This is a genomic window from Undibacterium parvum (genome assembly GCF_003955735.1).
GTDB classification, from domain to species: domain Bacteria; phylum Pseudomonadota; class Gammaproteobacteria; order Burkholderiales; family Burkholderiaceae_D; genus Undibacterium; species Undibacterium parvum.
This window is the reverse complement of sequence record NZ_CP034464.1, coordinates 3,175,991-3,198,278: the sequence shown is the minus strand read 5'-3', so window position 1 is coordinate 3,198,278 and position 22,288 is coordinate 3,175,991. Positions and strand designations below refer to the sequence as shown.

The following is a 22,288-nucleotide window of genomic DNA, read 5'->3' as shown; positions in this document are numbered from 1 at the left end:
GTTGTTGCTTAGTTCTTATTATCGAACTTTGCCTTCAACAACGCGCCAAGGCTAGTTGTACCGGAAGCTGCATTAGAATTAGTGTCAGTAGACATCTTTTGCATTGCTTCTTGTGTTTCAGCAGAATCTTTTGCCTTGATAGACAATTGGATGCCACGTGCTTTACGATCGATGTTCAATACCAGAGTTTCGACAGTATCGCCAACTTTCAGGTGAGTACCAGCATCTTCCACGCGGTCGCGGGAGATTTCGGAAGCGCGCAAGTAGCCTTCAACTTCGTCAGCCAATTGAATCACAGCACCTTTAGCTTCGACTGACTTAACAGTACCAGTAACGATGGCACCTTTGTCATTCATTGCGCAATAGTTGTTGAATGGGTCGCCTTCGAGTTGTTTAACACCCAGGGAAACACGTTCACGCTCAACGTCGATCGCCAGAATGATGGCTTCCAGCTCGTCACCTTTCTTGAAGCGACGTACGGCTTCTTCGCCGGTTTCGTTCCAAGACAAATCAGACAAATGTACCAGACCGTCGATGTTACCGGACAAGCCGATAAATACGCCGAAATCAGTGATAGATTTGATTGCGCCGCGCAGCTTATCGCCCTTCTTGTGGTTGATCGCGAAATCATCCCAAGGATTAGCTTTGCACTGTTTCATACCCAGGCTGATACGACGACGGTCTTCGTCGATTTCCAGAACCATGACTTCAACTTCATCGCCCAATTGAACAACTTTATTTGGTGCAACGTTTTTGTTAGTCCAGTCCATTTCGGAAACGTGTACCAAACCTTCGATACCCTGCTCGACTTCAACGAATGCGCCGTAGTCAGTCAGGTTCGTTACTTTACCGAACAAACGGGTGTGTTGTGGGTAACGACGTGACAGTCCAGTCCAAGGATCGTCGCCCAATTGTTTTACACCCAGAGAAACACGGTTTTTCTCTTGATCAAACTTCAGAATCTTAGCAGTGATCTCTTGACCGACTGTCAATACTTCTGAAGGATGACGTACACGACGCCATGCCAGATCAGTGATATGCAACAGACCATCGATACCGCCCAGATCCACGAATGCGCCGTAGTCAGTGATATTTTTTACGATACCGACGACCACTGTGCCTTCTTTCAGTGTTTCCATCAGTTTTTGACGCTCTTCGCCCATCGATGCTTCAACTACAGCACGACGTGACAGAACCACGTTATTACGCTTACGATCGAGCTTGATAACCTTGAATTCCAAGGTTTTGCCTTCGTAAGGGGTAGTGTCTTTTACTGGACGAGTATCGACCAATGAACCTGGCAAGAAAGCGCGGATGCCGTTGGTCAGAACAGTCAAACCACCTTTAACTTTACCATTGACAGTACCAATAACGATTTCACCAGACTCCAACGCTTTTTCAAGCGCAAGCCATGAGGCCAAACGTTTTGCTTTGTCGCGGGACAAGATAGTGTCGCCGAAACCGTTTTCCAGCGAATCAATCGCTACGGAAACGAAATCGCCGATGTTAACTTCCAATTCGCCTTGGTCGTTTTTGAATTCTTCAACAGGGATAAATGCTTCAGACTTGAGGCCAGCATTTACGATCACGAAATTGTGGTCGATACGAACGACTTCAGCAGAAATGACTTCGCCAGAACGCATATCTTGACGAGACAGCGATTCTTCAAACAAAGCAGCAAAACTATCTGCGCCGGTATCGAAACCTTGAGACATGAAAACAGTAGACATAATATTCACGAGTGAGCCGGAATAGTGCAAAGGCGCTATTTACCGGGTTAGATTAAACAATCCCTTATCATTTTCATATAAGGGCACGGCAACTTTCATCATATAAATGATTTAATTCATATATTAGAAAGCTTTACTGCATCTGCGTATAAGGCTAGCACCGCATGTACCGACTCATCGACGGTCAACTCTGAAGTATCTAGAATTACAGCACCTGGCGCTGGCTTAAGCGGAGCGGCAGTTCGGGCAATATCCCTCGCATCACGCTCAGCCAAATCTTTTACCAAGTCTTCCATAGTAGCAGAAATTCCCTTTTCTTTCAATTGCTTATAACGCCTGCCAGCGCGCGCTTCGACACTTGCAGTTAAGTACACCTTTTGTAGTGCATCAGGGAAAATTACGGTCCCCATGTCGCGGCCATCTGCCACCAAGCCAGGGGCAAAACGAAACGCAACTTGCAAATCAAACAAAGCCTGGCGAACCTTAGGCAATACCGCCAATTTGGAAGCGGCTACGCCTATTTCCTCGGCACGCACAGCATCGGTAACATCCTCGCCATCGAGTAAGACGTGCCCTTTAACAAACTGACATGGCAAGACCCGCGCCAAATCTGCCAAAGCAGCTTCATCCTCAAGGGAAATGCCTTGTTGCGCAGCGGATAACGCAGTCAATCGGTACAAGGCGCCAGAATCAAGGTAATGAAAGCCCAAATGTTTGGCAACTCTATGTGCCACCGTCCCTTTGCCGGAAGCGGTAGGCCCATCTATTGTAATTACGGGAACAGTCAAAATAACTCCTTATGATTAATCTTGGCAAAGGCTTCAAAATAATCAGGAAAAGTCTTCGCCACACATTTTGGATCGTTGATACGCATAGCCGCACCGCACCTTGCCTTACCATCGAGCGTTGCCAATGAAAAGCACATTGCCATCCTGTGATCATCATAGGTGTCAATAGTTGCAGGCCGTATCTGCGCCGGTGGCGTCACGGTCATATAATCTTCGCCTTCTTCGACTATCGCACCAAGTTTGCGCAATTCGGTGGCCATCGCAGCGATTCTATCGGTTTCCTTGACGCGCCAACTGGCGATATTACGCAATACCGTGGTGCCATTGGCATACAAGGCGGCGATCGCGATCGTCATGGCAGCATCGGGAATATGATTAAAATCCATATCGATAGCTTGCAATATGCCGTTCGATTTGGCTTCTATCCAATTATCGCCACGGGTGATGGTCGCCCCCATTTTTTCCAATGCCTCGGCAAAACGCACATCGCCCTGGATGCTGTTTAAGCCTACGCCCTCAACCCGGATTGGGCCGCCGGCAATCGCCCCGGCCGCCAAAAAATACGAAGCTGAGGATGCGTCGCCCTCGACATGAATCACACCCGGCGAAACATATTGCTGCCCGGCCTTGATGGTGAATGCTTGCCAGCCATCACGCTCGACCTCAACACCAAAACGCTGCATCAGATTTAAGGTAATTTCTATATATGGTTTGGAGATCAGCTCTCCCACCACCTCAATGACAACGTCATGCTGCTGCGCCATCAAGGGCGCCGCCATCAAGACTGCAGTCAGGAATTGACTCGATACATTTCCCTTCACCTGCATGCGCTGCGCATGCAGGCGGCCACGGCGTATATGCAAAGGTGGAAAGCCAGGATTGCCGGTGTAGGTAATTTGCGTGCCCACAGCATTGAGGGCATCGACCAGATCGCCGATCGGCCTTTCATGCATACGTGGCACACCATGCACCGTATAGTCGCCGCCCAAAACCGCCAGGGCCGCCACCAGAGGCCGGATCGCAGTACCGGCATTGCCCATAAACAGGTCGGCCTGATGCTTGGGGAATGCGCCATCGGCACCCTGCACTGTGTAATTTTGGCTGGCCCCGTCTTGGGTCCAGTGCACGCCTAGCGCATGCAAAGCATTGAGCATCACCAGGGTATCGTCGGAGGCCAGCAAATCCATGATCTTCGTATCGCCCTTGGCCAAGGCGGCCAGTAGCAAAATACGGTTCGAGATACTTTTAGAGCCAGGCAAGCGCACCACGCCCTGCACCTCCATGGCCGGATGCAAATCGATGTAGTGCGGATAGTGTTTGGTTGCTTGTGTCATGTGTTGTGTCATGCTTAGTCCCTAGCTTGTATACAATAGGTATGGCCGCTGCGCTCTGCTTTACTCAAGCACCCAGCAAGCTCAATCGCCGCCGTCCTTGCGCTGCTTCTCTGCCGTTTCGATCGCAGTAATCCAATTATGCCTAGCCAATTGCGCGTTTGAATATATGGCTTCAATTGCCTGCGCATCGCCCGCCAATAAATGCGCGCGCAAGCGTCCCAATTGAGCAGTATACGAATCAAGTTCCTGCAACATGGCATCGCGGTTCGCCAGGCTAATGTCGCGCCACATTTCTGGCGAAGATCCGGCGATACGCGTGAAATCTCGAAAGCCGCTAGCCGCATATTGAAACAAGCGTTCGGCATGCGGTTTTCTGGCAATATCGTCGACCAGTGCATATGCCAACAAATGCGGCAAGTGGCTAACAGCGGCAAACACCGCATCGTGTTCTGCAGGGCTTAAATGGTGAATGATGGCGCCGCATTGCTGCCAGGCATTTGCCACCAGATTGACATCGTCTGCCGAATTTTCCGGCAAACGCGTAATGACGATTTTTTTGCCCGCATATAAATCGACTAAGGCGGCATCGGGGCCATTTAACTCACGACCTGCAATCGGATGAGCCGGCACAAATTGGGCTAATTTCTGGCCCATCGCCTGTCTTGCTGCAGCCACCACATCGGCCTTGGTACTACCGGCGTCGGTGACTACCGTCCCCGTCTGTAAATAAGGCTGCATTGCCATCAAAATGGCAGCCGTCTGCGCCACTGGGGCAGCAATCAAAATCAGATCAGCGCCACACACCGCATCTTCAACAGAACTGGCGATCTGGTCGATAATGCCCAGTTCTTGCGCGCGCTGCAGCGAAGCCTGACTGCGCCCTACCCCCACCACCTGCTGCACCGCACCGGCTTTCTTTAAAGCCAAAGCAAAAGAACCGCCTATCAAACCTACCCCGAAGATGGCGATACGCTTAAATACATGTGAACCTGGTTTGCTATCGTTTACCATCACTAGGCCATTCACGTTTTTACAAATCTAAAAAGGGAACTTCTAAAAAACCCATACTCGAGCGCATCGCGGCGTTGCAAATCCTCGCAATACCGACGTATTGCTCCGGTTTGCGCCTTGCGCTGCATCCCGATTAACGGTTTTTTAGAAGTTCCCAAAACCATTGCGCAATATCCATGCGCCTTCTGGCACGAAAATGGCTGCAAAGCCGCATGGATATTGCGCAGACTAAATTGAGTTAGCGACACTATGCGCCTAGGTACAAGGATAAGAGCCCAATACTTTAAAGAAGGCGGCATTGTCATTGAGATCAGCCATGGCAGCGGCCACCTTGGCATCCATCACATGACCTTCCACATCGACATAGAAATAGTATTCCCAATTGCCGGTGCGTGCTGGGCGCGATTCAAAGCGCGTCATGGAGACACTGTGTTTGGCAAGCGGAGCCAATAAGTCATACACCGCTCCAGCCTTATTAGGCACCGCCAATACCAAGGAAGTTTGATCCTTGCCACTAGGTGTAGTCTGCAGACGACCAATGACTGCAAAACGAGTACGGTTATGCGGATCGTCTTGAATGTGGGCACTAACTATACCCAGATGATATTGATGCCCGGCGATTTCACTGGCAATTGCCGCCACACTAAAGTCGCCGCTGGCCATGCGCGCCGCTTCTGCATTCGAGGCAACCGCCTGTCGTTCGACGTGCGGATAATGCTGATTGAGCCAGGCCTGACACTGCGCCAGTGCCTGAGAATGAGCGCAGATACGGGTAATGCCTTCCATATTGCCAGATTTACTCATCAAGCTATGCTGTACTGGAATCGCCAATTCACCGCTGATCGCCAGACTCGTTTGCAATAATAAATCCAGGGTGCGATTAATCGCGCCTTCGGATGAATTCTCTATCGGCACCACGCCAAAATCGGCAGTCCCGGCCTCGGTAGCGCGAAACACTTCGTCGATAGAAACACAGGGTAAAGCCTGAATCGCATGACCAAATTGCTGGTACACCGCTTGCTCACTGAAGGTGCCGACCGGCCCCAAAAATGCTACGACCACGCGGCGCTCTAAAGCGCGACAGGCCGACATAATTTCACGGAAAATCAATTGCACATCGTCGCTATTTAAAGGACCAGGGTTGCGCTCGGCAACGCCGCGCAAGACTTGCGCCTCACGCTCGGGACGAAACACCGGCGCATTCGTCTCTGCCTTCAGATGGCCAACCGCTTCCGCTACGCGGGCACGCTGGTTCAGTAAATCAAGAATCTGGGCATCGATCGCGTCTATCTGATGACGCAAGGGGAGTAATTTATTGTCGCTCATAAGTAACCTAAAAACCGTTTTGCATCACAAGGCCGCTAACAACAATCTCAGTTAACGCTGGACATCTTACCTGCTCCCGCCAAGCTTTTGACTTGGTTCGTCAGCGCCACGGTTTCCAGGTGATGGATGATTCCATGCAAAGAAAGGGCTAACGAAGAGAGGAGACTAAATTTTACATCTGAAGCCAGAGACTGGATTTTCGAGTCCAGTCTACACACTTAGCGTAAGGCGCTTAAGCGTGGCTACTGGCAAATTCCTGCATGAAGTTCACCAATGCTTGCACACCTTCTATAGGCATGGCGTTATAGATAGAAGCGCGCATGCCGCCTACTGACTTATGTCCTTTTATTTGCAATAAGCCGCGCTCTTTGGCTGCTGCCAGAAAAGCCGCATTATGCGTCTCATCACGCAAAAAGAAAGGGACATTCATGCGCGAACGGCAATCCTTTTCAATGCGATTGAGGTAAAAATCAGAGGCATCGAGAAAATCGTAAAGCAGCTTGGCTTTCGCAATATTTTTTTGTTCAATAGCGGCGACACCGCCCTGACGTTTCAACCACTGAAACACCAAGCCTGCAATATAGATCGCGTAAGTAGGCGGGGTGTTGTACATGGAATCATTGTCGGCCACGATTTTCCAGTCAAACGCCGATGGGCAACATGGCAAGGCATGCCCCAACAAATCATCACGTACGATGACGATAGTTAAACCGGCCGGGCCTATATTTTTTTGCGCCCCGCCAAAAATCACACCATATTTAGAGACATCGATCACGCGCGACAAAATCTGCGACGACATATCGGCAACGATAGGCGCCTCGCCCGTATCGTCTCCAACCTCGGGCGTGAAATGGTACTCGACGCCATCGATGGTTTCGTTACTGCAAATATGGACGTAAGCAGCATCCTTGGATAAATTCCAGCTGGCACGCACTGGCACAACGTTAAAACCACTAGCTTCCGCTGAGGCAGCAATATTTACGTTGCCATATTTGCGCGCTTCTTTGATCGATTTTGCAGTCCATGAACCAGTATGGATAAAATCAGCGGTCGCCGGTTGCGGCTTGCGCCCCATCAGATTCATGGGGACGATGGCATTCTCGGCCAAACCACCGCCTTGCAGAAACAAGATTTTATAGTTGGCTGGCACTGCCAGCAGCTCGCGCAAATCACTTTGCGCTGCTGCCATGATGGACATGAACTCGGGACCACGATGACTCATTTCCATGACCGACATACCACTACCGTGCCAATCAAGCATTTCTGCGGCAGCCTGCTGCAATACTTCTTTAGGCAAAACCGCAGGACCGGCTGAAAAATTGTAAATCGTCGTCATCAGCTTACTCCGCAGCGCCAGTATCGGTGCCTGCATCATTCGCTGCGTCATCTGCTAAATCGCTACCGGCATCAGTCGCCACATTGGTCACGACTGCACTGGCATCGACTTCGCCTTCAATCTCAGTATCGACATCCGTTTCAACGATACGCTGTAGCCCGGACAACTTAGTCCCATCTTCTACCGCGATCAGAGTCACGCCCTGAGTTGCCCTACCCATTTCACGAATCTCCGCCACCCGGGTACGGATTAAAACGCCACCGGTAGTAATCAGCATAATTTCATCAACTGGATCGACCAAGGTTGCGGCAACAACTTTACCGTTACGCTCGGAAGTTTGAATCGCGATCATGCCCTTAGTGCCGCGACCATGGCGCGTGTATTCAGAAATAGGGGTACGTTTACCGTAACCGTTTTCAGTCGCAGTTAATACCGATTGCTGCTCGTTCTCAGCAACCAGTAAAGCGATCACTTGCTGACCCTCTTCCAGATTCATACCACGCACACCACGTGCGGTACGGCCCATAGGACGAACATCGTTTTCGTCGAAGCGCACCGCCTTGCCGGAATCGGAGAACAACATCACGTCATGCTTGCCATCGGTCAGCGCCGCACCGATCAGGAAATCGCCCTCATCCAGCGCCACCGCAATAATGCCGGCCTTACGTGGATTGCTAAAGTCATTCAGAGGGGATTTCTTCACCGTTCCGAGACTGGTCGCCATGAAGATGTAATGATCTTCAGGGAAACTACGATTTGCGCCAGACAAAGGCAAAATCACGGTAATTTTTTCGCCATCCAAGAGCGGGAACATATTCACGATAGGTTTGCCGCGCGAATTGCGCGAGCCTTGTGGCACTTCCCACACTTTTAACCAGTACAGGCGACCGCGATTACTGAAACACAAAATGTAATCATGGGTATTGGCGACGAACAATTGCTCTATCCAGTCATCATCTTTAGTCGCCATCGCTTGTTTACCGCGACCGCCGCGCTTCTGCGCACGGTATTCAGAAACTGGTTGGGACTTCATATAACCGGTGTGCGACAAGGTCACTACCATGTCAAGCGGCGTGATTAAATCTTCGGTTTCCAAATCGGTCGCGTTATGAACAATCTCAGAGCGACGAACATCCTTGTTACCTGCACCGTATTCGTTCATGCAGGCAGTCAATTCGTCAGTAATGATGACGGTAACGCGCTCAGGCTTGGACAAAATATCCAGCAAGTCGGCAATCTCCGACATCACATCTTTGTATTCATTGACGATCTTGTCTTGTTCCAAGCCAGTCAAGCGTTGCAAACGCATTTGCAAAATTTCTTGCGCCTGATCGTCTGACAATTTATACAGACCGTCAGTTTGGATACCGTAATGCTTAGGCAGGCTCTCAGGACGGAAAGCTTCGATACCGGCAGGATTATCCGCAGCAGTACGCGTCAACATCTCGCGCACCATAGAGCTATCCCATGCACGATTCATCAACTCGAGTTTCGCCAAAGGTGGCGTAGGCGCGGCCTTGATGATGGCGATAAAATCGTCGATATTAGCTAGTGCAACCGCCAGACCTTCTAATACATGGCCGCGTTCGCGTGCTTTGCGCAGTTCAAATACGGTACGACGTGTCACGACTTCACGACGATGCGACAAGAAGCATTCCAGCATCTGTTTAAGGTTCAACAACTTCGGCTGACCGTTCACCAGCGCCACCATATTCATACCAAAGGTGTCTTGCAACTGCGTCTGCTTATACAGATTATTCAAGACCACTTCTGGCACTTCACCGCGTTTCAATTCGATCACGACGCGCATACCGGATTTATCTGACTCATCACGAATATCAGAAATACCCTCTAGCTTCTTGTCACGCACGTTCTCGGCGATACGCTCTAGCAGGGATTTTTTATTCACCTGATAAGGCAATTCATCCACGATGATGGCGGTGCGGCCTTCTCTGCCATACTCTTCAAAATGGGTCTTGGCGCGCATCACCACACGGCCACGACCGGTGCGATAACCATCGCGCACACCAGACACACCATAAATAATACCGGCGGTTGGGAAATCCGGAGCCGGAATAATTTCAATCAACTCATCGATCGTACAATCTTGGTTACGCAAGACGTGCAAAGCACCATTAATAACTTCGGTAATATTATGCGGCGGAATATTGGTCGCCATACCGACAGCAATACCGGATGCACCGTTGATCAACAGATTAGGGATGCGCGTCGGCAATACCGACGGCTCTTTTTCTTTGCCATCGTAGTTAGGAACGAAATCGACTGTTTCCTTATCGATATCGGCGAGTATCTCATTCGCGATTTTATCCAGTCGGCACTCGGTGTAACGCATCGCAGCGGCATTATCGCCATCGACAGAACCAAAGTTACCTTGACCGTCTACTAAGGTGTAACGCAAAGAAAAATCCTGCGCCATCCGTACCAAGGTATCGTAAATTGAGGCATCACCATGGGGATGGTACTTACCCATGGTCTCACCGACCACACGGGCGCACTTAACAAACGGACGGTTGTACACATTATTCATCTCGTGCATCGCGAACAACACGCGTCTGTGCACAGGCTTCAAACCGTCACGAACATCTGGCAAGGCTCGACCAACAATCACGCTCATGGCGTAATCGAGGTAGCTCTTGCGCATTTCTTCTTCAAGGGAAATCGGGAGTGTTTCTTTTGCGAATTGATCCATTGGCGGGCCGGCAGATTTAGAGCTTGGTTGATAATAACGAGGGAACGATACGACTACAGTATGTTGCCATCGAGTCCAAAAAAGCGGTCTCTGAATTCTATTAAATCACATGAATTCTGCGACTAACTTTATTTGGCGCTGAACTTCTGATTCTAACATGTCTATACAGTGACAACATCGTTTTTACACATAGCAAAAATACCCCAGCTCCAAATATTTACAAAAGCCAGCCTTGCGCCAAAACTCTAACCAGACTTCAACAAGATTAGACTCAGATCAACAAATCGGAAATTACATTAAAGAATAGACACTTAAAATAGCGCCAAAAGTAAGTCAAAGCCGCATTCAATTCTACAATTTGCTGCAAACGCACAAATTAGCAAACTAAAGAAAAAAAAGCATGAAAAATCTTGATAGAATATTCTAAATTATAGAAAAAACTACCAAGATATTTATCATTAAAACACCATAAACGAACATCAACCAGTACCTGGCGCTCGCATTAAGCACCAAGGCAAAATCCTAGAAAACCGCACATTTCGATCGTCAGCATCGTCAGCGCACAAAGCTTAGCTTCATATTAGAAACACAGGAAAATAAGCCTCAAAACATAAAGGGGCTGAACTCGAATGGCAGTAGCCGCAGCCGTCGCAAAAATACGACAGTCCTTACAGAATGCCACTTTACCAACTTCAAGCACTAGCATAGGCTCGATTTTTATGTCAAAATGCTGCACAAGTACGATACTAATTGAATATTTGTTTAACGACATGACACAGTATTGTCATCAAGCACGTGGTAATATCCGATTTTATGCAGTCTTTTTGCGCAGTTAATCTGCGGTAATCTCACTCGAGAAGAGAAATATGAAAATTTTAGTCAAACTCGTTATTGCAGCGTCCGCAGTCGCCGCTTTTTCCGCATCCGCACAAACAATCACGGATATCAAAGCAAGAACTCCACACAGCGCTTATGTTCAAGATGCTCGTGGCGTGATCGCTCGCGATCCTTTCGGTCTGTGCTGGAGAACTGGCTACTGGACACCTGCAGATTCAGATGCAGTCGTAGGTTGCGACGGTGTTGTTGAAAAAGTTGTCGCTGCACCAGTAGTTGCACCAGTCGTAGCACCAGTTGCTGCAGCTAAAGTTATTCCAGTTGCACCTACATCAGAAAAAGTAACATTCGCAGCTGATGCATTCTTTGACTTCGACAAAGCAGTTCTGAAGCCAGAAGCGAAATCAAAATTGGATGACATGGCATCTAAACTGAAAGGTATTAACCTGGAAGTTGTGATCGCTGTTGGTCATACTGACTCTGTTGGCTCTGATGCTTACAACCAAAAATTATCTATCAAGCGTGCTGAAGCTGTTAAAGCTTACTTGGTAAGCAACGGCGGCATCGAAGCTAGCCGCGTATACACTGAAGGCAAAGGCAAAAAACAACCTGTTGCTGACAACAAAACTGCCGATGGCCGCACTAAAAACCGTCGCGTAGAAATCGAAGTTGTTGGTACACGCGCTGTAGCAAAATAATTAAATACACTTTAGTGTGTTTAAACAAAACCCCGCCACGGCGGGGTTTTTTATTATCCTCAAAAAAACAGATGCACCAGATACATAAGCAAGCCTACATTTATTTCTGCATTCTAAATAAAGAATTCAAACAGGGAACTTGTGAAAGTGGCATAAAATACTGATTTGCCGCTTTCAGCAGCCCTTCTCTATCGACATCCAATGACCACTATTAACGCAGACCCAGCAGAAATCAAAAAATTCAGCGACTTAGCGCATCGCTGGTGGGATCCAAGTTCAGAATTTCGCCCCCTACATGAAATAAATCCTTTGCGCTTGGAGTGGATCAACAACAGCATTGCTCTCTCAGGAAAAAAAGTCATCGACATCGGTTGCGGCGGCGGGATACTGGCAGAATCAATGGCAAAAAAAGGTGCCAAAGTGACAGGCATAGACTTATCCGATAAAGCACTCAAAGTCGCAGATCTACATGGATTAGAGTCTGGCATCAGCGTCCACTATGAGAAAATTTCCGCTGAAGAGATGGCAGAAAGGGAGGCCGCGCAATATGATGTGGTCACCTGCATGGAAATGCTGGAGCATGTGCCCGACCCTGCCTCGATTATTCGTGCCTGCGCAAAACTGGTTAAACCAGGTGGGCACGTGTTTTTCTCCACTCTTAACCGCAATCCCAAGTCATATTTATATGCGGTGATAGGCGCAGAATATCTGCTGCAACTGTTGCCGAAGGGCACACATGACTATGCAAAATTCATTACGCCTGCGGAATTAGCACAAGCTATACGCAATGCGAATTTACAGGTAAATGCGATTAAAGGCATGGGCTACAATCCCATTAGTAAAATTTACTCACTCAATCAAGATACAAGCGTCAACTACCTGGTTGCCTGCACCCGCCCGGTCTGATCCCTTAACACCACACGTCATGATTTGCATTGTGTTTGGCGTGTACTTTTTTCTAAGCCATGAATTTGCCAACTCCGCTCGCCATACTGTTTGATCTCGACGGCACACTTGCCGACACCGCGCCAGATCTGGCTGCAGCTGTCAATCTGATGCAGATCAAGCGCGGCTTAACGCCATCTCCCTACCTAAGCTTACGACCACACGCCTCTGCCGGTGCGCGTGGCTTGCTCGGTGCTGGCTTTGATATTAGTCCAGAACATCCGGGCTACGAAGCAATGCGCATCGAATTTCTAAATAATTACGAAGCCTCGATCGCGCTACACAGCCAACTCTTCGAGCATATTGCTACCCTATTGAATGGCTTAGATAAACTGAATATTCCCTGGGGTATCGTGACCAATAAAGCGTCACGATTCACGACGCCTTTAATTCAATTACTAGGCCTGCAAAAAGCAGTCTGTGTTATTTCTGGCGACACCACTGCGCATGCAAAACCACATCCAGAACCCATGTTTGAAGCCGCTAGGCGTCTGAATATACCAGCAGCGCAATGCTGGTACATAGGCGACGACTTACGCGACATCCAAGCAGGACATGCCGCTGGCATGACCTCAATTGCCGCAGCCTGGGGCTATTGTGGGGCAATCGAACCCACCCACTGGAAGGCGGATGCCATCCTGGATGCCCCATTAGAGTTACTCGAACTGGTAAAAGGCAAACATTTAGCCAGTAGCGCCTCTTGAAACTAGCGGACAAGCCCCTATTTATTAGGGTATACTGAACAAGCTTTGGGGACGACCTGGCTTCGACAGGGGTTGCAAAGCAGCGCAGGGCATACCGAGGCCTGACTACCTCGTAAATACAATCAGAAATATATAACTGCAAACGATAACTCGTACGCATTAGCAGCTTAATTGCTTGCTAACTCTACACCGCCTCTTCCCTAGGGCGGGCTGGCAACAGCAGTAGAGTCATTTATAGGGAATCGTATTAAGTCGGGTTACTTGGCTTAAGACTAAATAATAGGTGACTCGTTTTTGCGCAGCGTGTGCGTTCGCGTCGTAAAGATTAAATTAAATAACAGCACTAAGTATGTAGAACTGTCTGTAGAGTGCTTCTGGACGCGGGTTCGATTCCCGCCGTCTCCACCAGAATCGAAAAACAAAAGGCCACCCAGTTTCATCGGGTGGCCTTTTGTTTTGCTGCTTAGGTGGGACTCGAAGCCGCCGCCGCACGAATCTGAGCCGCATACCTGTTGTGAAGTGGCGAGCGGGGATGTCGCGCCCTAGCGGTATCTAGAGCGAACGCTGTGCGCCCTTCAATTTCCCAAGAATCTGGGTTTTTTGAGTTCGCGTGCTTAGCAGGTATTTTGGCTGCTCATTGAAATTCCAGCTTGCTAGCTTTACCTGGATACCCGTCAGCTTATTGATACTCCACCCTAGTATTTTTCGGATGCGCATATTACATGTGCGTAAATGAGGGTTTTTCTCCTAAAAATTGGGGAGTATATTGATTATTCTTCGAATGCGCATGTTTTGTGCTCTTGAGCAGCACATCGTATGCTTAGACTTGGCTTAACAACTCTTTATACAAAACCCGCTAACGCTAGGCATTTTTCGGTCGCAGCGCGATGAGTCCTTTAAAATAGCGTCTGCTCAGACTTTTAAGCCCGCCCATGTTGAAACTTCCCTCCCTGCTGCTGCCCTTCTTCTTTTTTTGTTTGCCTGGCTACGCACAAACCGAGCTGCCACCTAGTGTCGATGCGGCCTTAAAAAAAGCCAACATCGCCCCTAGCAATCTCAGTCTGATGGTGCTGCCCGCGGTCGGTGGTAGCGCAATATTGAGCCAGTATGCCGAACGCTCGATGAATCCGGCGTCCACTATGAAACTATTGACGACACAGGTGGCGCTGGAAGAGTTGGGGCCAAATTTCCGTTGGAAGACTCAGTTCCTCAGTGATATTCCGGTCAAGCAAGAAATCTTATCCGGCAAGCTGTATCTCCGTGGTGGTGGCGACCCGAATCTGACCTGGGATAAACTGGCCATCATGCTGCGCAAACTACGTCAGCAAGGCCTGCGAAAAATCGAGGGCGACATCGTACTAGACCGCAGTTATTTGCAGCCCACCCGGCCCGACCTGAATGCCCCGTTGTTTGACGAAGCCCCGGATGCCTATTACAACGTAGTGCCAGACGCCCTGCTGGTCCATAGCAATATCATCGCATTCGCATTGGAAGCAGATGCCAGCAAACTGAGCGTACGCTTGATGACACCGCTGGATAAAATAACGATCAATAACCGCCTGCAACTCAATAACAAGCCCTGCGCCGATTGGGAAAAAACCTGGTTGCCGCCGACTATAGAAAGCGGCCAGGCACAGCAAATCGAAATCACACTAAATGGTAGTTTTCCACGCCGCTGCGAGAAAACCACCTATCTAAATCTCCTAGATCGCAATCTCTACATCGCCCACATGCTGCGTTTATTGTGGCAGGAAATGGGTGGCAGTTGGCAGGGTGAGGTAGTCGATGGCATCACCCCTGCCAACGCTATTTTGCTGGGCGAACGACTATCCGACTCACTGGCGGACACACTACGCATCATCAATAAGTATTCAGATAACAGCATGGCGCGTTTATTGTATTTGACGCTGGGCGCTGAATCGGTGGCGGCAAAAACCTATCCCGATCATCTGCAAGCGGCACAAGCGCGGATACGTAGCTGGCTAGTTTTACAGGGGATTAATGAGCAAGGGCTGGTCTTGGAAAATGGCTCGGGTTTATCACGCATAGAGCGCATCAGTGCCGCGCAACTGGCTGGCGTGTTACAAGCTGCAGCGCGTAGCAATTGGTATCCGGAATTTGCCAGCAGCTTGCCTATCGTGGCGCTCGACGGCACCATGCGCAAACGTCTAAAGAACGGTTTAAACGGTGGCAACGCCAGAATTAAAACCGGCAGCATCAAGGATGCCATTTCTATCGCTGGCTATGTGCGTGACATCCATGGCGCCAATTGGATCCTGGTCGGCATCATCAACGGCGAGAATGCCGGCAAGGGTAGGCCAGCCTTAGATGAACTGATCGCCTGGGTCGCCGCAGGCCAACCTTAAAAAATTTAAGACCCCTAATATCTTAAGAAGGCTTGGACAGGGCTGGTGGCACCGGCTGCTCTACCTCATTCGGAGGATTGGTCCGACTCCGAAATAAGGCAGCCCGCGCCAGCATGATGGTCGTTACCGGCACCGTCAGTGACAACAAAATGATGATCAGCCAGGCATGCAGCGCCAGGCTTTGCTCCAGCGCCGAAAAGTAAATGATGGTGGCCAAAGTCACACACCAGGAGGCAATGGTAAATGTCATGGCCGGTGGGTGCATGCGCATAAAAAAACTCTTGAAGCGCAGCATGCCTATCGCAGCTGCCAGCGTAAATATACCGCTAGCAATCAATAGCAAAGCCACCGGTATTTCTATCCATAAAGAGAGTGCTTGCGGCGCTATCATTCGATCACCTCACCACGCAGTAAAAACTTGGCCATGGCGCTAGAACTCACAAAACCAAACAAAGCGATCAAGAGCGCCGCTTCGAAGTACATCGCGCTGCGATAGCGTATCGCCAGCACCATCAAGATTAGCATGGCGATTGTGCAGATGACGTCCATCGCCAACACCCGGTCTTGCGAGGCGGGGCCACGTATCATGCGCAGCAAACATAAGGCCATCGCTGCCACGTATAAACCCAGGGTAATGGCAATGGCGCCAAATAGAAATGAACTCATTCGAAAATCTCCTGCAATGGGCGCTCGTAGCGCGACTTGATCAAGGCAATTTCAGCCTCTACGTTGTCGACCTCAAACATATGCACCAGCAGCGCACTGCGATCCAGCGCCAGCTCGGACCAGATGGTGCCAGGAATTACGCACATGATGGCCGCTAACACAGCCAGGCCATTGGGGTCGCGTAACTCTAAAGGCACAATCACAAAGCCGCCTTCAGGCAATTGATCAGTGCGCGCCAGGGTGCCGCGCAACACGCGCCAATTCCAAATCAAAACGTCATAACCGACTTGCCAGAATAGACGCAGCGCCACGCCTGGTTTCTTGAAACTCACAGGCGTTGGACGCAAGGACGCCGTCAGAAATGGTGCTAGCACACCGACCAACACGGCCAGCAAGCATTGCCCAAGGCTAAAAGAATTATTCAACAACAGCCACATGGCAATCAAAGCCAGACTCAGAACAGGTGCTGGCAGCAGGCGCGCTATCCATCTCTTTAACACTGTAGAAATCATGGCTTCACCGCTATAGGTGCCGCTTGCAAACGCTCGGCATTGGTCTTGGTGGGTATCGGCTGAGTGCTGAGTACAGCGGCAATATAGGCTTGCGGCTGATACAGTAAAGCCGCGGTAGCGCGCGCATATTGGGTCAGCGCTTCTGCGTGTATAGTCATGCTCACGCACACTGCCACCAAGATCATGATAGGCGCAAACTCTAGCAGCTTGAGCACTGGTGCCTGACGTCCTTGCGGCGTCCAAAAAAAACGCATGCCTGTGCGTGACAGCGCAATCAAGGCAAATAAACCTGAGATGATCAGCAGACTTAAGAATACCCAAGCCGCTGGTGCTATCGTTTGCGCCGTATCGCTGTTCTGGAATAGCGCAGTCAACATGGCAAATTTTCCGACAAAACCAGACAGCGGCGGCAAGCCTGCCAGCAACACGCTACAGCACACAAAGGCCAGACCTAATAAAGCCGTTGAAGCGGGGATCACCCGCCCCACCAAGAGTTCTTCATTGTCGTCAAGATTACTATTGTGCTGTTTTTCAAGTTGACTTGTATAGGCGATATCCTGCTCCCCTAAAGCAAAGGGCAGCTTATCTTCCTCATCTTCTGGCGCGCGTTGCAGCGCTGGATCCGGGTTGCGTGAGCGCTCCATCAGCTCGGCCAGCAAGAAAAAAGCTGCCACCGCAAAGGTCGAGCTAGGCAAATAATATAGCGCCCCTGCAGTCAGCGCGGGGTTGGCAAAACCGAGTACGCTCATCAAGGTACCAGCCGATACGATCACCGCAAAGGCGGCCAGACGCGCCGGTCTTTGCGCACTGAGCATACCGACAGCGCCGAAGGCCAGCGTCAGCATACCGCCCCACAGCAGCCAGTCCTTACCAAAGCCAGCCGATGCGCCCGCCTCGGCTGAAAACAGTAAAGTAGAAAGCCGCAACAGCACGAAAATCCCGACCTTGGTCAACAGCGCAAACACGGCGGCGGCCGGGGCACTCGCCGCACTGTAGGCGGGCACCAGCCAAAAGTTCAGCGGCCACAAGGCTGCCTTAGCCAAAAAAGCCACCGCCAGAATAGCGCAACCGGCGTGTAGTAAGCCCCTATCCGCACTCAACACCGTCGGTATCTTGGCTGCCAGATCAGCCATATTCAAAGTACCTGCAACACCGTAGATCAAGGCCGCGCCTATCAAAAACAGGGAGGATGCGGCCAGATTAATTCCCAGATAATGTAGTCCTGCCCTGACCCGTGCCGGCCCGCTACCATGCAAGAGCAAACCATACGAAGCGGCCAGCATCACCTCAAAAAACACGAATAGATTGAACAAATCGCCGGTCAAAAACGCCCCATTCAAACCCATGATCTGAAACTGCAACAACACATGAAAATGTGCACCAGCCTTATGCCAGCGCGCCACCGAAAATAGCAAGGCGAGTAAGACGACTATGCCCGCCACCACCAGCATCAGCGCCGACAAGTGATCGAGCACCAGCACAATCCCAAACGGCACATCCCAGTTAGAGGGCAGATACACGCCAAAGCCCTGCGGCTGCGCCTTGTCTATTGCCACGCTGAGCATCAGGAACACCGCCACCGCCAAATTACAGACAGTGGCCAGCAGCGACAGCAAGACCTTGCGTTTATGCCGCTTCTCGCCCAACATCAACAATAAACTGGCAGCGATCAGCGGTACCAGGATAGGTGCCATGGTCAGATGCGGCATCAAAGCCGCATTCGCGATCAAGGCCCATTCATTAAGCAAGGCCATCATGACTGCTGCTCCGGTTCTGGTTCCGGACTTGGATCTGGCGTGCCATCCACATGATCGTTGCCAAAGAAACCGCGCTGCGCCAGCATCACCACCAAAAATAAGGCTGTCATGGCAAAACCGATCACGATCGCGGTCAGCACCAGGGCCTGCGGCATAGGATCGATGTAATGTTGCAGCGTGGTCGGTACCCCAGCCGCCAGCACCGGTTCTTTATCGACGGCTAAACGCCCCATGCTGAAGATGAACAGGTTGACTGCATAGCCCAACAAAGCGAGGCCGATGATGACTTGATAGGTACGCGCTCTGAGTAGTAGCCAGACCCCGCAACTGGTAAGCAGGCCGATGGCACAGGCCATGACGATTTCCATTAGGCGCTCCCTTCGGTAGTTGGTGTGTGATAGCCCGCATCAACTTGCGCATCGACGTCTGCTTCTGTTTCTGCTGCACGCAATTTACCGCGATGACCGCGCACCGCCTGATGGCCCAGAGCAGTGAGTATCAATAAGGTCGCCCCCACCACCAGACTAAACACGCCTATATCGTAAAACAAGGCGCTGGCGATATGGATTTCACCTAACCAAGGTAAATGCAGATGCGCGGTATGGGTGGTCAGGAAAGGATAGCCGAAGAAAAAAGAACCCAGCCCGGTAGTGGTTGCCATCAGCAAACCAAAAGCGATCCAGCGTTGCGGCCTTAGCCGTATATTTGCCTCTACCCACAAAGTGCCTGAGACTATGTATTGCAAAATAAATGCGGTAGATAAAACCAATCCTGCGACAAAACCGCCACCCGGTTGATTGTGACCACGCATAAATAAATGTACGGCAATTAGCACCGAGATCGGCAGCAGCAAGCGCACCAGCACCGCAGGCACCAGCAGATAACCACTGGCTGTATCGGTCGCAGTATTGGCATGCACCAGATCGGTGGCGATATCAGCGGCTAACAGGCGCTGCTGCAAAGGTAGTTGCTTACTCTCTGGTGCCGGACGAAAGCGTCGCAGCAGCGCATACACTGTCAATGCCACGATGCCCAGCACCGAGATTTCACCCAGAGTATCAAGGCCACGAAAATCAACCAGCATGACATTGACGACATTGGTGCCGAAGCCCTCGGGTAAAGCACGTTCCAGGAAAAACGGCGAAATACTTTGCGGAAAATCGCGACTCATCATGGCATACGACAGCAACGTCATGCCAGCGCCCGCCATCAGCGCCAGCAGCAGGTCGCGCCCGCGTCGGCCCATGCGCCTGGCCCTGGAAGTTAAACTCTCAGAGTTTACTTCAAGCGCCTCCAAAGCGGCGATACGCTTGGGTAACCAGCGCAATCCTAGCAAGATCAACACCGTCGTGACAGTCTCTACCGATAACTGGGTCAATGCCAGATCCGGTGCCGAGAACCAGGCAAAAGTAATCACGGTACAAAGTCCTGCGACACCCATCAATGCCAGCGCCGTCAATCTGTGAAATTTGCTGGCCCAGACACAGGCCAGTGCCGCACTGCCACCGATCAGCCAGAGCAGCGCGAAGATAGGTGAAAACGGCAACAGCGTGCGCTCACCTGCTTGGATGTCCTGCCCTTGCGTGGCCAGCGTTGCGGCAATCAGTAGCACGCTCACCAACAGCAATAACTGCGTCTGCAAACGCCGGCTAGAGAGTAGTCGTAACAGCTGACGCGCGCCCATGGTCAAAGCGGCCAAGCTAGACTGAAACAATTTTTGCCCATTTAAAATACCCAATAACGGCGTGCGACTAAAACGCTCACGCCGCAGTGCTCCACGTAGTGCGCAGTACAAAGCAATCCCGCCAAACAGCGCAAGCAAACTCATGATTAAGGGCGTATTGAAGCCGTGCCACAGCGCCAGATCAAAGTCTGGCAGTTGCCCCCCCACTACCGGTGCGGCAGCGGTTTCCAGCACAGACTGCATAGTCCATTGCGGCAAAGTACCAACCACAAAACATGCCAGCACCAGCAACTCTACCGGCACCCGCATCCAATGCGGCGGCTCATGCGGATGGCGCGGCAATTGCGCGCTGGTATCCGGACCAAAGAACACATCGACCGTAAAACGCAGTGAGTACACCACACTAAAAATGCCCGCCAACACTGCCACAGCCGGCAACAGCACTTGAAACCAGGGCACGCTAGTGACGAAGACCGCCTCGGTAAAAAACATTTCTTTGGAAATAAAACCGTTGAGCAAGGGCACTCCAGCCATGGCCGCGCTAGCCACCATCGCCAGCGTGGCGGTAACTGGCATACTACGCATCAATCCACTCAGACGACGGATGTCACGCGTGCCGGTTTCGTGGTCGATGATGCCGACCGCCATAAATAAAGAAGCTTTAAAAGTGGCGTGGTTCATGATGTGAAACACTGCGGCCACCGCGGCCAACGGACTATTCAAACCTAATAATGTCGTGATCAAGCCCAGGTGCGAGATGGTCGAATAAGCCAGCACGCCCTTCAAGTCTTGTTGAAAAATCGCCGCAAAGCCACCTAGCAATAAGGTAATCAAGCCCGAGCCGGTCACGATCCAAAACCATTCTTCACTACCGGCCAGCACCGGCCACAAGCGTGCCAGCAAGAACACGCCTGCCTTCACCATGGTGGCAGAGTGCAGATAAGCCGAGACCGGAGTCGGCGCTGCCATCGCGTTCGGTAACCAGAAGTGAAACGGAAATTGTGCACTCTTGGTCAGTGCGCCCAGCAGCACCAGCACCAAGGCGCTGACATAGAGCGGATGGGCGCGCACCAGCGCACCTGAGGCCAGCACCACATCGAGATCATAACTGCCGACGATATGCCCCAACACCAGTACCCCGGCCAGCAGGCACAGGCCGCCGGCGCCTGTCACCGTCAAGGCCATGCGCGCACCGCGCCGTGCATCCATGCGGTGGTACCAGTAACCAATCAACAAAAACGAAAACAGGCTGGTGAGTTCCCAGAACAGCACCAGTTGCACCAGGTTACCCGACAACACCACGCCACTCATGGCGCCCATGAAGGCTAGCAGGAAAGAGAAAAACCGTGGCACCGGATCGGATGGCGACATGTAATAGCGTGCATACAGCACCACCAAGGCGCCCATCCCCAGCACCAGCATAGAGAACATCCAGGCAAAGCCATCCATGCGCAGTACAAAATTCAAGCCCAACGAGGGTAGCCAGCTAAATTCTTGCCGTATCACGCCACCAGCGGCCACTTCAGGAAAATACAGTGCCGCCTGCACCACGCAAAATAGCGCGACCAGTCCCGCCAAAGTCGATTCTGCATTGCGCGCATTGCTAGGCAAAAAAGCCGCAATCAAACTCGCCAAAAACGGCAGAGCCACCAGGCTAATCAGCCCAAAATGCTGAAAAAAACTAAGGTAGCTCGCTAACTGTAGCGTCATGGATATTCAGGATAGTAGTGAATGTTGGAGGTGCTTACCAAGCTGCGTAGACATCCTGGGTAGAAGTCTAGGTATAGGCCGGCCGTGTAAGGCCGTCAAAACTTAGTCCACATTCAGGATAAAAAGTTCACAGCTTGCTGGCGAAGTATTCCTTATTTAGGGCATTATCACAAGTGC

The 22,288-nt window shown here is 50.8% G+C and carries 17 protein-coding genes and 1 other RNA gene; 5 read left to right on the top strand and 13 right to left on the bottom strand.

The genetic code is table 11. From position 1 onward, the window contains the following. Nucleotides 1–8 precede the first annotated feature (8 nt). The 7 genes from rpsA to gyrA form a co-directional block, all read right to left on the bottom strand. Nucleotides 9–1,730, bottom strand: coding sequence for a 30S ribosomal protein S1 (gene rpsA / locus EJN92_RS13975; RefSeq protein WP_227869551.1), 1,722 nt, complete (start codon nucleotides 1,728–1,730; stop codon nucleotides 9–11). Between the two features lie 116 nt (nucleotides 1,731–1,846). Continuing rightward, a complete protein-coding gene (gene cmk, locus EJN92_RS13970) occupies nucleotides 1,847–2,518 on the bottom strand; it encodes a (d)CMP kinase (RefSeq protein ID WP_227869550.1) in 672 nt (223 codons plus the stop codon). Further along, nucleotides 2,515–3,852: a 3-phosphoshikimate 1-carboxyvinyltransferase gene (aroA, locus tag EJN92_RS13965; protein ID WP_126129933.1), complete on the bottom strand. Its 1,338-nt coding sequence runs from the start codon at nucleotides 3,850–3,852 to the stop codon at nucleotides 2,515–2,517. Before aroA ends, cmk begins: the two co-directional genes overlap by 4 nt. 81 nt (nucleotides 3,853–3,933) lie before the next feature. After that, nucleotides 3,934–4,863, bottom strand: coding sequence for a prephenate dehydrogenase (locus EJN92_RS13960; protein ID WP_126128384.1), 930 nt, complete (start codon nucleotides 4,861–4,863; stop codon nucleotides 3,934–3,936). Between the two features lie 255 nt (nucleotides 4,864–5,118). Next, the gene (pheA, locus tag EJN92_RS13955; RefSeq protein WP_126128383.1) at nucleotides 5,119–6,189 is read right to left on the bottom strand and encodes a prephenate dehydratase; all 1,071 of its coding nucleotides are present in this window, start codon (nucleotides 6,187–6,189) and stop codon (nucleotides 5,119–5,121) included. Nucleotides 6,190–6,421: 232 nt separating this feature from the next. Next, a complete protein-coding gene (gene serC, locus EJN92_RS13950) occupies nucleotides 6,422–7,525 on the bottom strand; it encodes a 3-phosphoserine/phosphohydroxythreonine transaminase (RefSeq protein WP_126128382.1) in 1,104 nt (367 codons plus the stop codon). A 4-nt stretch (nucleotides 7,526–7,529) separates the two neighbouring features. After that, nucleotides 7,530–10,235 carry a DNA gyrase subunit A gene (gene gyrA / locus EJN92_RS13945; RefSeq protein ID WP_126128381.1) on the bottom strand — a complete coding sequence of 902 codons (2,706 nt, stop codon included), beginning with the start codon at nucleotides 10,233–10,235 and terminating at the stop codon, nucleotides 7,530–7,532. 866 nt (nucleotides 10,236–11,101) lie between these two features. Between gyrA and ompA the strand changes: the two genes are divergently transcribed. The 5 genes from ompA to dacB all read left to right on the top strand — a co-directional run bounded on the left by ompA (nucleotide 11,102) and on the right by dacB (nucleotide 15,782). After that, on the top strand, nucleotides 11,102–11,767 hold the full coding sequence (gene ompA / locus EJN92_RS13940; protein ID WP_126128380.1) for an outer membrane protein OmpA: 666 nt from the start codon (nucleotides 11,102–11,104) through the stop codon (nucleotides 11,765–11,767). A 201-nt stretch (nucleotides 11,768–11,968) separates the two neighbouring features. After that, nucleotides 11,969–12,673 carry a bifunctional 2-polyprenyl-6-hydroxyphenol methylase/3-demethylubiquinol 3-O-methyltransferase UbiG gene (ubiG, locus tag EJN92_RS13935; protein WP_126128379.1) on the top strand — a complete coding sequence of 235 codons (705 nt, stop codon included), beginning with the start codon at nucleotides 11,969–11,971 and terminating at the stop codon, nucleotides 12,671–12,673. Nucleotides 12,674–12,732: 59 nt separating this feature from the next. Further along, complete coding sequence (locus EJN92_RS13930) at nucleotides 12,733–13,416, top strand: HAD family hydrolase (RefSeq protein ID WP_126128378.1); 684 nt, start codon at nucleotides 12,733–12,735, stop codon at nucleotides 13,414–13,416. A gap of 47 nt (nucleotides 13,417–13,463) precedes the next feature. After that, nucleotides 13,464–13,824, top strand: a transfer-messenger RNA (tmRNA) gene (ssrA, locus tag EJN92_RS13925). Nucleotides 13,825–14,348: 524 nt separating this feature from the next. Further along, a complete protein-coding gene (gene dacB, locus EJN92_RS13920) occupies nucleotides 14,349–15,782 on the top strand; it encodes a D-alanyl-D-alanine carboxypeptidase/D-alanyl-D-alanine endopeptidase (RefSeq protein ID WP_126128377.1) in 1,434 nt (477 codons plus the stop codon). A gap of 22 nt (nucleotides 15,783–15,804) precedes the next feature. On the opposite strand, the gene EJN92_RS13915 is transcribed toward dacB, so the two are convergent. Genes EJN92_RS13915 through EJN92_RS13890 form a run of 6 tightly spaced genes read right to left on the bottom strand, consistent with a single transcriptional unit; the run spans nucleotide 15,805 to nucleotide 22,111 of the window. Beyond that, nucleotides 15,805–16,173 carry a Na+/H+ antiporter subunit G gene (locus EJN92_RS13915; protein ID WP_126128376.1) on the bottom strand — a complete coding sequence of 123 codons (369 nt, stop codon included), beginning with the start codon at nucleotides 16,171–16,173 and terminating at the stop codon, nucleotides 15,805–15,807. Further along, nucleotides 16,170–16,448 carry a K+/H+ antiporter subunit F gene (locus tag EJN92_RS13910; protein ID WP_126128375.1) on the bottom strand — a complete coding sequence of 93 codons (279 nt, stop codon included), beginning with the start codon at nucleotides 16,446–16,448 and terminating at the stop codon, nucleotides 16,170–16,172. The genes EJN92_RS13915 and EJN92_RS13910 overlap by 4 nt, the downstream gene beginning before the upstream one ends. Then, on the bottom strand, nucleotides 16,445–16,960 hold the full coding sequence (locus EJN92_RS13905; RefSeq protein ID WP_126128374.1) for a Na+/H+ antiporter subunit E: 516 nt from the start codon (nucleotides 16,958–16,960) through the stop codon (nucleotides 16,445–16,447). The genes EJN92_RS13910 and EJN92_RS13905 overlap by 4 nt, the downstream gene beginning before the upstream one ends. Further along, nucleotides 16,957–18,717, bottom strand: a complete 1,761-nt coding sequence (locus EJN92_RS13900) for a monovalent cation/H+ antiporter subunit D (protein WP_227869549.1) — start codon at nucleotides 18,715–18,717, stop codon at nucleotides 16,957–16,959. Before EJN92_RS13900 ends, EJN92_RS13905 begins: the two co-directional genes overlap by 4 nt. Next, nucleotides 18,714–19,085, bottom strand: coding sequence for a Na+/H+ antiporter subunit C (locus EJN92_RS13895; protein WP_126128373.1), 372 nt, complete (start codon nucleotides 19,083–19,085; stop codon nucleotides 18,714–18,716). The genes EJN92_RS13900 and EJN92_RS13895 overlap by 4 nt, the downstream gene beginning before the upstream one ends. Then, a complete protein-coding gene (locus tag EJN92_RS13890; protein WP_126128372.1) occupies nucleotides 19,085–22,111 on the bottom strand; it encodes a monovalent cation/H+ antiporter subunit A in 3,027 nt (1,008 codons plus the stop codon). The genes EJN92_RS13895 and EJN92_RS13890 overlap by 1 nt, the downstream gene beginning before the upstream one ends. Nucleotides 22,112–22,288 lie beyond the last annotated feature (177 nt).